Raw genomic sequence first — 14,101 nt, 5'->3', positions numbered from 1 at the left:
TTCGTTTCATTTAAGCCAGAAAGAGGATAGGAATGATCGATTTTAAGCTGAAGTTAAATTATCAACGCAAATATAACAGCAGTGACATCGATATTAATGATGAAACACAGGTTTCTCGACAATTTGAAAGTGATCGAGGACGTATTATTAACTCAGCTGCTATTCGTCGTTTACAACAAAAAACACAAGTCTTTCCTTTAGAGACAAATTCCGCGGTACGCAGTCGCCTTACTCATTCTCTAGAAGTTCAACAAATAGGGCGTTATATCGCTAAGCAAATTATTGGTGAGTTAAAAAAACAAAATAAGCTTGAAGCGTATGGCTTAAATGAGCGTATTGATAGCCTCGAGAGTTTAATTGAGATGGCGTGTTTAATGCATGACATTGGTAATCCACCTTTTGGTCATTTTGGTGAAGCAGCGATTAAGCATTGGTTTCAAAAAGTATTATCACCAGAGGCGACGGCTGAATTCGACTGTTGCCCATTTATCCCTATGCAGTATTCAGCTAAAGTGCAATTAAATGAATTGCGACAAACTTTACGCCAAGATTTATGCCAATTTGAAGGCAATGCTCAAGCTATTCGAATGGCGCATCATCTGCTTAAATTGAATTTAACCTATGCGCAAATTGGATGTGTATTAAAATATACTCGTCCTGCTTATTGGCAAGGAGAAATCCCCAAAGAATATAGCTATTTAATGAAAAAACCAGGGTATTACTGGTCTGAATTAGCTTTCGTAAAAGAAGTACAACAAAAATTAGATATGGGTGAATTTTGTCGCTTTCCTCTCACATATATTATGGAAGCTGCTGACGACATCTCTTATTGTATTGCGGATTTAGATGATGCAGTAGAAAAGGGGATTTTTGATATCAACCGTCTTGTTCAGCTTTTACGAGATGCTTGGCGTGAAAATGGTGATGTAACTGAAGGTGATTTATTTGATATTACAGTTAATCGGGCTTATAAAAAAGTTGATCAAAACGAAGCCAAACGCAGTATGCAAGATCAGTTTTTTATGTATTTACGGGTTTATATTACTGGAAAATTAGTCCCTTATACTGCGTACCGTTTTATAAAAAATCTTCCTCAAGTTTATGAAGGGAGTTTTAACCACGCTTTATTGGAAGGGGATAGTGCTGAGCACCGTTTATTAACAACATTAAAAAGTGTCGCTAAAAAATGGGTGTTTAGCCACCCTGAAGTTGAACAACTTGAAATGAAAGGATATCGCGTGATTAGTGGATTACTTGATATCTATAAACCTTTGCTTTTATTATCAACAGAAGATTTTTTAAGATTGCATAAATATAACGAACATCCTAAATATGTTATTGAGACGCGTTTATATCATAAGCTTTCTGTGAAACATAAACTGGCTTATAACGAAATGTTAGAAAAGCTAAATGATATAAATACTGAAAAAGGAAAAGTTTTAGAGTTTTATTATCGCACAAGATTAATTCAAGATTATATCAGTGGAATGACGGATCATTATGCTTATGAAGAATATAGAAAATTAATGGTTTGTGATTGATTTGTAATCATTAAGAAAAACGCTATCTAATTGATTGATTATAAATTTTAGACTTTTCTTAGTGATAATAAAAATTTATTAAAATAACAGAAAATAGATGTTATTAATTGTAAGTATATTCAATATAAGAGTTATATATAATATTTGTTAGTTATATAACAATATAAAATTCATAAATCGAGGGCCTTAGGTTGTTATCATTAAAATATTTATCAAATTAACAAAAATATTGCTTATATCAGTTAAGTAAATAACTTGTTCGATGTTATACTCTCTTTATGTTTTCTTCTGAAATGCATAGTCATTCATGTCACGCTGAAAAGCATACAGCGTATTCTAAAACGATGTCATTTCACTGTTAATCCATCATTGATACTTAATTTAATACTATGGTGCAGTTTTATTCCCCTAAAAAACGTCCTGCGAAAAAACAGGCGATGATTCTGGAAGTGACCGCCAGTGCATTGGATGCAAATGGTCAAGGTATTGCTCATGCTGAGGGCAAAACAATTTTTGTAAAAGGACTACTCCCACAAGAAACTGCTCGTATTCGTTTAACAGAAGAAAAGCGCCAGTTTGCTAAAGGCGAAGTTATTAAGCGTTTAACGACCAGTGAACAGCGCATAAAACCGCATTGTGAATATTATGAGCGTTGTGGTGGCTGTCAGCAGCAACATGTCCCTATTGCGCTGCAACGTACAACAAAAGCCAGTGTGTTATCGCACCTTATTAAACGTGAAACCGGTGTGATTATTTCAGCTGAGCCTGTTATTGCAGGTGCCGAATATGGTTACCGCCGTAGAGCAAGATTAGGATTGCGCTATCAATCTGAAAAAGGGTTGGTGATGGGCTTTCGCCAAGAGCGTTCTAACGATTTGGTGATGATAAAAAAATGTCCAGTGTTAAAACCTCAATTAAATGATTTATTGTCTCCTCTTTGGACATGCCTTAACAAATTAATATCAGCGCGTGATTTAGGGCATGTTGAAATGGTGCTTGCTGATAATGGGCCATTAGTTATTTTACGTCATTTATCGCCATTGCCTGAGCATGATAAACAGAGTTTGCGTGATTTCTCTCAAACTTATCAAGTTACGATGTATCTTGCAGGTGGTAATAGCGAGATAGCACGATTAACTTCAATTGAGCAGGAACCCTTCTATCAAATAGAAGGTCTAAATTTACGTTTTGCACCCACTGATTTTATTCAAGTAAATGATGAAATAAATTCTCAGATGGTCGCTCAAGCTATTGAATGGCTTGATTTATCGCCAGAAGATCGCGTATTAGATCTGTTTTGTGGTATGGGTAACTTTACTTTACCTATTGCAAAACGCGTCAGTGAAGTTGTGGGTATAGAAGGTGTACCTGCACTGGTTGAAATGGCGAAAAAGAATGCAAAACTAAACCAACTAGGTAATGCGCATTTTTGGCATGCAGATTTATCGGCTGATTTTTCTGCGATGTCATGGTCGAAAGAAGGGTTTAACAAAGTGTTGTTAGATCCAGCAAGAGCAGGGGCGTTGGAGGTAATGTCACACATAGTGAAGTTATCTGCAGAAAAAATCGTGTATGTCTCCTGTAATCCGACCACGTTAGCCAGAGATAGTAAGATATTATTAGATTCTGGATATCAGCTAACCGGTTTAAAAATGTTAGATATGTTTCCACAAACGGGTCATCTGGAATCAATGGCACAGTTTAGTCGAAAATAAATTTGAGTCGATAATAAACAGTTAGCCAGTAAATAAGTCGCAAATAAGATTTATACCGTGTAGGGAGAGAATATGGTTGCAGTAAGAAGTGCTCACTTAACACCTGCGGGAGAGTTTGCTGTTGATAAATGGGTTAACAGCTTGAACTTAACTCATGCCAATGCGGGTAGTGAAATCATGCAAACCTGGGAATACTGCCATCGTACTGTTCAAGGGCGTGAAGATGCTGAACGGCTATTGTGGCGTGGTGTTGAAATGGTTGAGCTTCTTTCGACACTCAGCATGGATAAAGACAGCATGAGGGCAGCGCTTCTTTTCCCTCTTGCTGAAGAAAATCTTATTGATCAGGAAATTGTCACTGAACACTTTGGTGATGCTATTTGGAGTTTAGTGCGTGGTGTTATGGAGATGGACGCCATACGCCAATTAAAAGCGACACATACCAATGAAACAAGCTCCGTTCAGGTAGATAACGTACGTCGTATGTTGTTATCTATGGTAGAAGATTTCCGTTGTGTAGTCATTAAACTATCAGAGCGTATAGCCCATTTACGCGAAGTAAAAGATGCCACAGAAGATGAGCGCGTACTGGCCGCTAAAGAGTGTTTTAATATTTATGCACCGTTAGCCAACCGATTGGGTATTGGTCAATTAAAATGGGAATTAGAAGATTTTTGTTTCCGCTATCTTCATCCTGATGAATACAAAAAAATAGCAAGCTTGCTTCATGAGCGCCGTATTGATCGCGAACAGTATATTGATAATTTTGTCAGTACAGTACGTGGTTATATGAAAGAAGAGAATGTTGATGTAGATATCTATGGGCGTCCCAAACATATCTACAGTATTTGGCGTAAAATGAAGAAAAAGAACCTCGCATTTGATGAATTATTCGATGTGAGGGCTGTTCGTATAGTCGTTGAACGTCTTCAAGACTGTTATGCCGCATTGGGAATTGTGCATACGCATTTCCGCCATTTACCTGATGAATTTGATGATTATGTGGCAAATCCAAAGCCTAATGGTTATCAATCTATTCATACTGTTGTATTAGGGCCTGAAGGTAAAACAGTTGAAATCCAAATTCGTACTCGCCAAATGCATGAAGATGCAGAGTTGGGTGTGGCTGCGCACTGGAAATATAAAGAAGGTGCTACAGGTGCTGCGACGAAAGGCGGTACAGGAAGTTATGAAAACCGTATTGCATGGCTACGTAAACTGATTGCGTGGCAAGAAGAGATGGCGGATTCTGGCGAAATGTTGGATGAAGTCCGTAGTCAGGTTTTTGATGATCGAGTGTATGTCTTTACACCAAAAGGTGATGTGGTTGATTTACCTGCTGGCTCAACACCGCTTGATTTTGCGTATCATATTCATAGTGATGTGGGGCACCGCTGCATTGGAGCGAAAATTGGCGGGCGCATTGTGCCCTTTAGCTATCAGTTACAGATGGGCGATCAAATTGAAATCATCACGCAAAAACATCCTAATCCGAGTCGTGATTGGTTAAATCCTAATTTAGGTTATGTCACGACAAGTCGTGGACGTGCGAAAATTCACAATTGGTTCCGTAAGCAAGATCGCGATAAAAATATTCTTGCAGGGCGTCAGATTTTAGATAACGAATTAGCACATATGGATATCAACATGAAAGAAGCAGAAAAACTGCTGATTGCACGTTATAACGTGCATAGTGTTGATGAAGTATTAGCGGGTATTGGTGTCGGTGATATCCGAATTAACCAGTTAGTGAACTTTATTCAAAGTAAATTAAATAAAGCCACTGCAGAAGATGAAGATAAAGAGGCACTGCGGACACTCGAGAGCAAAACGCCAGCACCAAGAACCACTGGTTCAGGGAGTAGTATTGTCGTTGAGGGTGTTGGTAATTTAATGCATCATATTGCACGCTGTTGCCAGCCTATTCCGGGTGACAATATTGTTGGTTTTATTACTAAAGGCCGAGGTATTTCGATTCACCGAGCAGATTGTGAACAACTTGCTGAATTACTTTCTCATGCGCCAGAGCGTATTGTTGATGCAGTATGGGGAGAGAATTATTCCAGCGGTTATTCATTGGTAGTACGTGTTGTCGCGAATGATCGTAGTGGGTTATTACGCGATATCACCACTATTCTAGCCAATGAGAAAGTGAATGTACTTGGTGTGAGTAGCCGCAGTGATGTGAAGCAACAAATTGCGACAATCGATATGAATATTGAGATTTATAATCTCCAAGTATTAAGTCGTATTTTGGCAAAACTGAATCAACTGCCTGATGTGATAGAGGCGAAACGCTTTTCTCACTAAAACATTAAAATGATAAGATGCCGAGATAACTGTTCTCGGCATTTTTTTATCTAAAAATGTATTAAACAGGATAAAGCTCACTCTTATTTAAAAGGCAATATGATGTCAGAAAATCGTGAAATCTTTCGTTTATTAGAAATTATGGCACAGCTACGTGATCCTGAAACAGGGTGCGAATGGGATAAAGTGCAGACTTTTGACACTATCGCACCTTATACATTAGAAGAAACCTATGAAGTATTAGATGCCATTACACGCAAAGATTTTGCTGATTTAAAAGAAGAGCTGGGCGATTTGCTTTATCAAGTTGTGTTTTATTCACGCATGGCGCAAGAGCAAAAGTTATTTGATTTTAATGATGTTTGTGAAGCTATTAGTAATAAGCTAGAACGCCGTCACCCTCATATTTTTGCTTCTGAAAGCGAAAACAATTTATCAACAGAAAAATATCGTTGGGAAAAACTTAAAGCTCAAGAACGTGAGGCAAAAGCACAATTTTCATTATTAGATGATATTCCCGCTACTTTACCAGCCTTAATGAAAGCAGAAAAAATTCAAAAGCGTTGTGCTTCAGTGGGTTTCGATTGGAATGAACTAGAACCTGTCTTGGGTAAAGTTTATGAAGAAATTAATGAAGTGATAGCAGAGGTGAAAAAAGAGCCTCAAGATGCCTCTCGAATTGAAGATGAGTTAGGTGATTTATTGTTTTCTGTGGTGAATTTATCACGTCATTTAAAACAAAAACCCGAGCAAGCATTAAATCGAGCATGCCGAAAATTTGAACAACGCTTTCGTTTTGTTGAAAAAATGCTCTCAGAAAAAGGCACTGGCATAGAAAATGCCTCATTGGAAGAGATGGAGATCTGTTGGCAGAAAGCAAAAAAACAACTAGTTGAGTGAATTGTGACACGCAAATTAACGTCAACGTGACATAAAGTGCGATAAAAATAGTCTGTAACATCTCGTTTTTTCAGCTTTTTTTATAAAAAATTTTTAAAGGCGAAATTATAAAATGTAATTTCGTTTTTTTGTTTTTGGGTGATTTAAAGTTTTGCATTTGCATTCCATTACATTAAAAGTGTGATTAATCTCAAAAAAATTAAACGTATGATCATAAGCAAAAGATCTCGCTATAAACCTGCTACACTTAATATTGTGAAAAAATAAAGCATCTCTTCTCTAAAAGTGATAGCTTAGCTGAAAGGATTAAGCTAAAATGTTTGTGAAATATTTTCACGGGTTTAGTTAATTGAATTTTTACTGTTTTTTCGTGTTTAAACGGATAAGTGGCGTGATGAAAAAGAACTTTATACTACTAAGAATGTTTGTAGCGAAAATAAGGTTCGGGTATACTGTGTTCCCGTCCAGTTATATCCATCATCCTAATACACCTAAACTTTCAGGTTCAGCATGAAAACGAATTATATTTTTGTGACCGGCGGGGTCGTATCCTCTCTGGGTAAAGGCATTGCCGCAGCCTCTCTGGCGGCTATACTCGAAGCCCGTGGACTCAATGTCACCATGATGAAGTTGGATCCGTATATCAACGTCGATCCAGGTACTATGAGCCCAATTCAGCACGGGGAAGTCTTCGTTACTGACGATGGTGCTGAAACTGATCTCGACTTAGGACACTATGAGCGCTTTATTCGCACGAAAATGACTCGTCGTAATAACTTCACGACAGGTCGCGTATACTCGGAAGTACTACGCAAAGAGCGTCGTGGTGACTATCTTGGGGCTACAATTCAAGTTATTCCTCATATCACTAATGAAATCAAAGAACGCATCATCCGTGGCGGTGAAGGTCATGATGTCGTTTTAGTTGAAGTTGGCGGGACAGTTGGTGATATCGAATCCTTACCATTCTTAGAAGCGATTCGCCAAATGGCAGCAGAAGTGGGCCGCGAGCACACATTCTATCTACATTTAACATTGGTGCCTTATTTAGCCGCTTCTGGTGAAGTGAAAACTAAACCAACTCAGCATTCTGTAAAAGAATTACTGTCGATCGGTATCCAGCCTGATGCGTTGATTTGCCGTTCAGACCGCGTTATCCCTGCTAATGAACGTGCGAAGATTGCGCTGTTCTGTAATGTACCAGAGAAAGCGGTTATTTCATTAAAAGACGTCGATTCCATTTATAAAATCCCTGCACTATTGAAATCTCAGGGATTAGATGATTATATCTGTAAACGATTCAGCTTAGATTGCCCAGTCGCAAACCTTGCAGAGTGGGAACAAGTTATTTACGAAGAAGCTAATCCTGAAGGCGAAGTGACCATTGGTATGGTTGGTAAATATGTTGAATTACCAGATGCCTATAAATCAGTGATTGAAGCATTAAAACATGGTGGTTTCAAAAGCCGTGTTGCTGTAAATATCAAACTAATTGATTCACAAGACGTTGAAACTCGTGGCGTAGAAATGCTTAAAGGGTTAGACGCAATCTTAGTACCAGGTGGTTTTGGTGAACGTGGTGTCGAGGGCAAAATTATGGCTGCTCAATATGCACGTGAAAATAAAATCCCTTACTTAGGCATTTGCTTAGGTATGCAGGTTGCTATGATTGAGTTTGCACGTAATGTTGCTGGAATGGAAGGCGCAAACTCCACTGAATTTGCACCAGATTGCAAATATCCAGTTATTGCGTTAATTACTGAATGGCGCGATGAAGACGGTAATGTTGAAGTGCGTTCAGAAGAGAGTGATTTAGGTGGTACGATGCGACTTGGTGCTCAGCCTTGCCATTTAAGTGGAGATAGCTTAGTTCGTACACTGTATGGCAAAAACACCATTACAGAACGCCATCGTCATCGTTATGAAGTAAATAATCTACTATTAAAACGTATCGAAGATGCGGGTTTACGTATTGCAGGTCGTTCAGTAGATAACAAACTGGTGGAAATTATTGAAAATCCAAACCATCCTTGGTTTGTTGCTTGTCAGTTCCACCCAGAGTTTACCTCAACGCCGCGTGACGGCCATCCGTTATTTGCAGGCTTTGTGAAAGCAGCCTTTGATAACCAAAAAGGCCTGCTGAAATAGGATATATGAGAAGAGATAGAATATCTCTTCTCGGAAATTTAACTTGTACAGAGGAAAACCGAATGTCCAAAATCGTTAAAGTACTTGGTCGTGAAATTATTGATTCTCGTGGCAACCCAACAGTTGAAGCAGAAGTTCACTTAGAAGGTGGTTTTGTTGGTATGGCTGCGGCTCCATCAGGCGCATCAACAGGTTCTCGCGAAGCTTTAGAATTACGTGATGGCGATAAATCACGTTTCTTAGGTAAAGGTGTTCTGAAAGCGGTTGCTGCTGTTAATGGTCCAATCGCTAAAGCGATCCTTGGCCAAGATGCAAAAGACCAAGCTAACATCGATAAAATCATGATCGATTTAGATGGTACTGAAAACAAATCAAACTTTGGTGCAAACGCAATCCTAGCGGTTTCTTTAGCAAACGCAAAAGCGGCTGCAGCTGCAAAAGGTATGCCTTTGTATGAGCACATTTCTGATCTGAACGGTACTCACGGTCAATATTCTATGCCTCTGCCAATGATGAACATCATCAACGGTGGTGAGCACGCAGATAACAACGTTGATATCCAAGAATTCATGATCCAACCAGTTGGCGCACCAACTCTGAAAGAAGCAGTGCGTATGGGTTCAGAAATCTTCCATCACTTAGCAAAAGTGTTAAAAGCAAAAGGCATGAACACTGCAGTAGGTGACGAAGGTGGTTATGCACCAAACTTAGAATCTAATGCTGCTGCATTGGCTGCTATCAAAGAAGCAGTTGAGAAAGCAGGTTACGTTTTAGGTAAAGATGTTACTCTGGCTATGGACTGTGCAGCTTCTGAGTTCTACAACAATGAAACAGGTAACTACGAACTGAAAGGCGAAGGCAAAACCTTCACTTCACAAGAGTTTACTCATTACTTAGAAGAACTGACTAAACAATACCCAATCGTTTCTATCGAAGATGGTTTAAACGAATCTGATTGGGATGGTTTTGCATACCAAACTAAAGTTCTTGGTGACAAAATCCAACTGGTTGGTGACGACCTGTTTGTAACTAACACTAAGATCCTGAAAGAAGGTATCGACAAAGGTATTGCTAACTCAATTCTGATCAAATTCAACCAAATCGGTTCACTGACAGAAACTTTAGCTGCAATCAAAATGGCGAAAGATGCAGGCTACACCGCTGTTATCTCTCACCGTTCTGGTGAAACTGAAGATGCAACTATCGCTGACTTAGCAGTTGGTACAGCAGCAGGCCAAATCAAAACAGGTTCTATGAGCCGTTCTGACCGTGTTGCTAAATATAACCAACTGATCCGTATCGAAGAAGCATTAGGTAACAAAGCACCTTTCAACGGTCTTAAAGAAGTTAAAGGTCAAGCATAATCTTGCACCTTTGATTAAAAAAATTTATTAATCTGAAAGGGGAGAACATTGAGTTCTCCTCTTTTTTTTATTTTTTTACCGAAAAAATAGCATATTTATTTTTAACAGTTTTGAAAAAAGTGTGATGTGTAAGAGGAAATAGTGTTCAATTATTACTCTTTTATTAATAAATTGGTTAATTCTCGTGGATGAGATCCCAATTATTAATTTTGCGCATTTTCAAGGACGAGAAATGTTTTTATATTTCACATATAACCTATTTCGTTAACAATTTAAGCTTAGTGAATCCAATGTTCATATCAGCTAATGTGGAGTATTATCATGGACGCATCCAATTTAGCCCCATCGGCGAAGTCTAGTCCGATAAACAAACGGGGGTTAATTATTCTGGCTATTGATGTGGTGTTATTACTACTTTTGCTAGAATTTTTACCTTATGATCCGAAGGCCAATGCAGGTTTAGCATTAATGGTGTTTGTGGGGGTGTTATGGCTGACAGAAGCTATTCACGTGACGATAACAGCATTATTTATACCTATTTTAGCCGTTGTGCTTGGGCTAATGAATACCAATGAGTCATTAAAATCATTTGCAAATCCTATCATTTTCTTATTCTTCGGTGGCTTTGCATTAGCGACAGCACTTCATATTCAAGGGCTAGATCGCTTAATTGCTAACCGCTTGCTGATGATTGCAAAAGGTAAACTGTCAATCGCTGTATTGCTGTTATTTGGAGTTACTGCATTACTCTCAATGTGGATCAGTAACACAGCAACAGCTGCGATGATGCTGCCTTTAGTATTAGGTATTTTATCTAACTTAGATATTCGTTCAGAACGTAATACTTTCGTCTTCGTATTACTAGGTGTTGCTTATAGTGCCAGTATTGGTGGTTTAGGTACGTTAGTTGGTAGCCCTCCCAATGCGATTGCCGCGGCTCAATTGAACTTAGATTTCATTACGTGGATGAAGTATGGTGTTCCAATCATGTTGGTATTATTGCCTATCATGTTTATTGTAATGTACCTAATGCTGCGTCCTAACTTGAAACATAAGTTTGATCTGAAATTAGAAGTGTTAGAGTGGAATAACAAACGTGTTATCACCATGATTATCTTCTTAGTTACCGTATTTTGCTGGATCTTCAGCTCTTTCATCAGCAGTGCTTTTGGTGGTGTAAAAGATTTAGATACAGTTATTGCGGTTAGTGCAGCAATTGTAATCGGTGTAACAGGTGTAGCAAGTTGGAGCCAAATTCAAGAGAACACAGAGTGGGGGGTATTAATGCTGTTTGGTGGTGGTTTAACACTGAGCGCAATTTTACAATCATCTGGTGCAAGCTTGGTTATGGCTGACTTTATGAAAGATACCTTTGGTAATAGCCATTGGTTTGTGATCATCCTTGCAGTAACGACCTTTATCATCGTATTAACAGAGTTCACCAGCAATACAGCAAGTGCTGCGTTATTAGTACCTATCTTTGCAACCGTTGCACAAGCGTTAGGTATGCCAGTAATGGCGTTGACAATGATTATTGGTATTGGTGCATCTTGTGCGTTCATGTTACCTGTTGCAACCCCACCAAATGCGATTGTCTTTGGTTCTGGTTATATTAAACAAACTGAGATGGTACGTGTCGGTGGTGTGCTGAACTTAGTGTGTATCTTAGTTATCTCTCTGTTTGCTTGGTTCTTCTGGTTATAAGTGAATACGTTAAATTAATCTTGATGAGATAAAAATAGAGCGCTTGATAGTGATATCGGGCGCTTTTTTATTGCCTTGTTCTTATCTGTTATTTGGATTGGCATCCTAGTTATTATAAGGATCGCTCTAGAAAAAGAAGAGGTGAGATGACTTTTATGGGTTATAAAAAACCATCAATATTAAGACTAAAAATGTCATAACATTGATGGCTATTTAAAATAGAAAATAACTTAATTATTTTGTGTAAAGTGTAAGTTGTGTACCCGGTTTTAACATTTTAATGTCTGAGTTCCAACTCATTAATAATTTAAGGTTAATACCGTGACGACGAGCGATGCTGTAATAAGAATCTCCCTGTCGAACTTTGTAATAACTCGGAGACGGTTTTGTCGGTTTTGTTACCGTAGTATTACTGGCACTGCCCGCATTATGAATTTTTAATGTTTGTCCTACTAATAGGGTGCTTTTTGCATTTAATCCATTAATACGTTGTAAGTCTTTTATGCTCATATTGTAGCGACGAGCAATAGCGTAAAATGAATCCCCAGAGCGAACTTTATAAACACCTTCTTGCTTAATAGACTGATTTGTTTTGGCGACAGCTAAACGAATAGTCTCTAATACCGCTTCATCTTCAAAAGCGTTACGGAATTGATCAAGCTTATTGCGAGGCAACATAATCACATGAGGGCCATTAGGTGCGGTTATGCCACGTTTATAGCCTGGGTTATAATCTTTCACAGTATTAATAGGTAGCTGACTTAATTCAGCAACTTTATTTAATGTGATTTGTTCACCGACATCAATGGAAGCTAATGCTTTATCACGATAGTTACTTTTAGGAAAAGTAATGTTTTCTTCGTTTTCACGGATAACTTTACTTAAAGCGAGAATTTTAGGTACATAATTCATTGTTTCTTTAGGTAAAGAGAGTGACCAATAGTCTGTGGGTAGGTTTTTACTTTCATTTGCCTTTATTGCTTGCATAACACGGCCTTCACCAGCGTTATAAGCAGCAAGGGCAAGTGCCCAATCACTATCAAACATTACATACAAGCGTTCAAGTAAATCAAGTGCGGCTTTGGTTGATGCCATGACATCACGACGACCGTCATACCATTGGTTTTGTGCTAAACCATAGTAATTACCGGTTATTGGAACAAATTGCCATAAACCAGCAGCATTTGCAGAAGAGGTAACATGGGGATTAAACGCACTTTCAACCACAGGAACTAAAGCTAGCTCCATCGGTAATTCACGTTTTTCAATTTCATCAATAATCGAATACATATAAGGTTCAGCACGAGAAGCAACGCTTTGTATATGTTTGGGATTATTTAAAAAATATAATTCTTGCTGCGAGATCCTTTCATTTTCAGGGAGATCCATTTTTAATTCACTTATCACATAACCCCATAAATTGGTTTTGACATCATATTGAGGTTGTTGAGAAGTTGAAGTCCCTTTCGTTGATGTTGGTGTGATCGCAGACAAATTAGGTTTAATATTCTCAGATTGCTGGCAGCCCGCCAATAGCAATATGGAGAACAAAATCGCTTTTGTCTTCATAATATAAAAATTCATCCTGTGTGTTTTTTGAACCAAATGATACTTAGTGTGCCAAAATAAAACAATCAATAGAAATCAAAAGTTGTCTTTTAATTCTCTTAATTTTGTAAATGTCTTAATTGGAGCATATGTATTAGTGGTTATACCTAAAATCCTTTGCAAATCAATATCGTCAGATTTCAAAAAAAGATTAATATTCTTTTCGTTTTTCAGTGTTATTGGCACAGTAGGTTGCAAATTTTTACGCATTTCACTAACTTGGGCTAAATAATCGGTAATAAGTGCATTTTCTGGCATGATATGATGTGCAAAGGTCATATTTGATAGGGTGTATTCATGAGCACAACAAATTAATGTGTCATCAGGTAAAGCGCTCAATCTTTGTAATGAACTAAACATTTGTTGTGCGGTACCTTCGAATAAACGACCACAACCACCAGAAAAAAGTGTATCGCCACAAAATAAATAGGGTTCACAATAATACGCAACATGACCTAATGTATGGCCTGGTGTGCCAATCACATTAAAAGTGAAAGTGCCAACAATGATGCGCTCTTGATTATGAATAATATTTTCAGCCCCTTTACTTTGTGTTTCTTGTGGGCCAAAAACGTCAATGTTAGGATATTTTTTTACAAGTTCAGTAACGCCACCAACATGATCATCATGATGGTGGGTTAATAAAATCGCGATAGGTGTTAGCGAGCGTTGTGAAAGCATTTCAATAACAGGCTTGGCTTGTGACGGATCCACAATCACACATTCACTATTTTCATTACTTAATAGCCAAATGTAGTTATCGGATAAAGCAGGAATTCTGATAAGCTCCATATAAGTTACCTTACTTATA

The 14,101-nt window shown here is 38.1% G+C and carries 9 protein-coding genes; 7 read left to right on the top strand and 2 right to left on the bottom strand.

Annotated features, from left to right (window positions below):
- Nucleotides 1-32 precede the first annotated feature (32 nt).
- The 7 genes from dgt (at nucleotide 33) to DK861_RS03270 (ending at nucleotide 11,682) form a co-directional block, all read left to right on the top strand.
- Nucleotides 33-1,541, top strand: a complete 1,509-nt coding sequence (dgt, locus tag DK861_RS03300; protein WP_109399237.1) for a dGTPase — start codon at nucleotides 33-35, stop codon at nucleotides 1,539-1,541.
- Between the two features lie 389 nt (nucleotides 1,542-1,930).
- On the top strand, nucleotides 1,931-3,256 hold the full coding sequence (gene rlmD, locus DK861_RS03295) for a 23S rRNA (uracil(1939)-C(5))-methyltransferase RlmD (protein WP_109399236.1): 1,326 nt from the start codon (nucleotides 1,931-1,933) through the stop codon (nucleotides 3,254-3,256).
- 72 nt (nucleotides 3,257-3,328) lie between these two features.
- Complete coding sequence (relA, locus tag DK861_RS03290) at nucleotides 3,329-5,566, top strand: GTP diphosphokinase (RefSeq protein WP_072063590.1); 2,238 nt, start codon at nucleotides 3,329-3,331, stop codon at nucleotides 5,564-5,566.
- 102 nt (nucleotides 5,567-5,668) lie between these two features.
- A complete protein-coding gene (gene mazG / locus DK861_RS03285; protein WP_109399235.1) occupies nucleotides 5,669-6,466 on the top strand; it encodes a nucleoside triphosphate pyrophosphohydrolase in 798 nt (265 codons plus the stop codon).
- Nucleotides 6,467-6,976: 510 nt separating this feature from the next.
- Nucleotides 6,977-8,614: a CTP synthase (glutamine hydrolyzing) gene (gene pyrG, locus DK861_RS03280; RefSeq protein ID WP_072063587.1), complete on the top strand. Its 1,638-nt coding sequence runs from the start codon at nucleotides 6,977-6,979 to the stop codon at nucleotides 8,612-8,614.
- A 62-nt stretch (nucleotides 8,615-8,676) separates the two neighbouring features.
- On the top strand, nucleotides 8,677-9,978 hold the full coding sequence (gene eno, locus DK861_RS03275) for a phosphopyruvate hydratase (RefSeq protein WP_036911952.1): 1,302 nt from the start codon (nucleotides 8,677-8,679) through the stop codon (nucleotides 9,976-9,978).
- Nucleotides 9,979-10,299: 321 nt separating this feature from the next.
- Nucleotides 10,300-11,682, top strand: a complete 1,383-nt coding sequence (locus DK861_RS03270) for a DASS family sodium-coupled anion symporter (RefSeq protein ID WP_004247295.1) — start codon at nucleotides 10,300-10,302, stop codon at nucleotides 11,680-11,682.
- Between the two features lie 234 nt (nucleotides 11,683-11,916).
- On the opposite strand, the gene mltD is transcribed toward DK861_RS03270, so the two are convergent.
- Both mltD and gloB read right to left on the bottom strand, forming a co-directional pair.
- Nucleotides 11,917-13,251 (bottom strand): murein transglycosylase D, encoded by a 1,335-nt coding sequence (gene mltD / locus DK861_RS03265; RefSeq protein WP_109399234.1) that lies wholly within the window; start codon nucleotides 13,249-13,251, stop codon nucleotides 11,917-11,919.
- 75 nt (nucleotides 13,252-13,326) lie between these two features.
- Complete coding sequence (gene gloB / locus DK861_RS03260) at nucleotides 13,327-14,082, bottom strand: hydroxyacylglutathione hydrolase (RefSeq protein ID WP_109399233.1); 756 nt, start codon at nucleotides 14,080-14,082, stop codon at nucleotides 13,327-13,329.
- Nucleotides 14,083-14,101 lie beyond the last annotated feature (19 nt).

The sequence above is a fragment of the Proteus sp. TJ1640 genome, assembly GCF_003144445.1.
In the GTDB taxonomy this organism is placed as follows: Bacteria; Pseudomonadota; Gammaproteobacteria; order Enterobacterales; family Enterobacteriaceae; genus Proteus; species Proteus penneri.
The sequence above is the reverse complement of the archived record's forward strand: the minus strand, read 5'-3'. Positions and strand labels throughout refer to the sequence as shown.

What these genes read in the sequence shown, in the direction of transcription:
- dgt (WP_109399237.1), top strand. Translation starts at nt 33, where the DNA reads ATGATCGATTTTAAGCTGAAGTTAAATTATCAACGCAAATATAACAGC.
- rlmD (WP_109399236.1), top strand. Translation starts at nt 1,931, where the DNA reads ATGGTGCAGTTTTATTCCCCTAAAAAACGTCCTGCGAAAAAACAGGCG.
- relA (WP_072063590.1), top strand. Translation starts at nt 3,329, where the DNA reads ATGGTTGCAGTAAGAAGTGCTCACTTAACACCTGCGGGAGAGTTTGCT.
- mazG (WP_109399235.1), top strand. Translation starts at nt 5,669, where the DNA reads ATGTCAGAAAATCGTGAAATCTTTCGTTTATTAGAAATTATGGCACAG.
- pyrG (WP_072063587.1), top strand. Translation starts at nt 6,977, where the DNA reads ATGAAAACGAATTATATTTTTGTGACCGGCGGGGTCGTATCCTCTCTG.
- eno (WP_036911952.1), top strand. Translation starts at nt 8,677, where the DNA reads ATGTCCAAAATCGTTAAAGTACTTGGTCGTGAAATTATTGATTCTCGT.
- DK861_RS03270 (WP_004247295.1), top strand. Translation starts at nt 10,300, where the DNA reads ATGGACGCATCCAATTTAGCCCCATCGGCGAAGTCTAGTCCGATAAAC.
- mltD (WP_109399234.1), bottom strand. Translation starts at nt 13,251, where the DNA reads ATGAAGACAAAAGCGATTTTGTTCTCCATATTGCTATTGGCGGGCTGC.
- gloB (WP_109399233.1), bottom strand. Translation starts at nt 14,082, where the DNA reads ATGGAGCTTATCAGAATTCCTGCTTTATCCGATAACTACATTTGGCTA.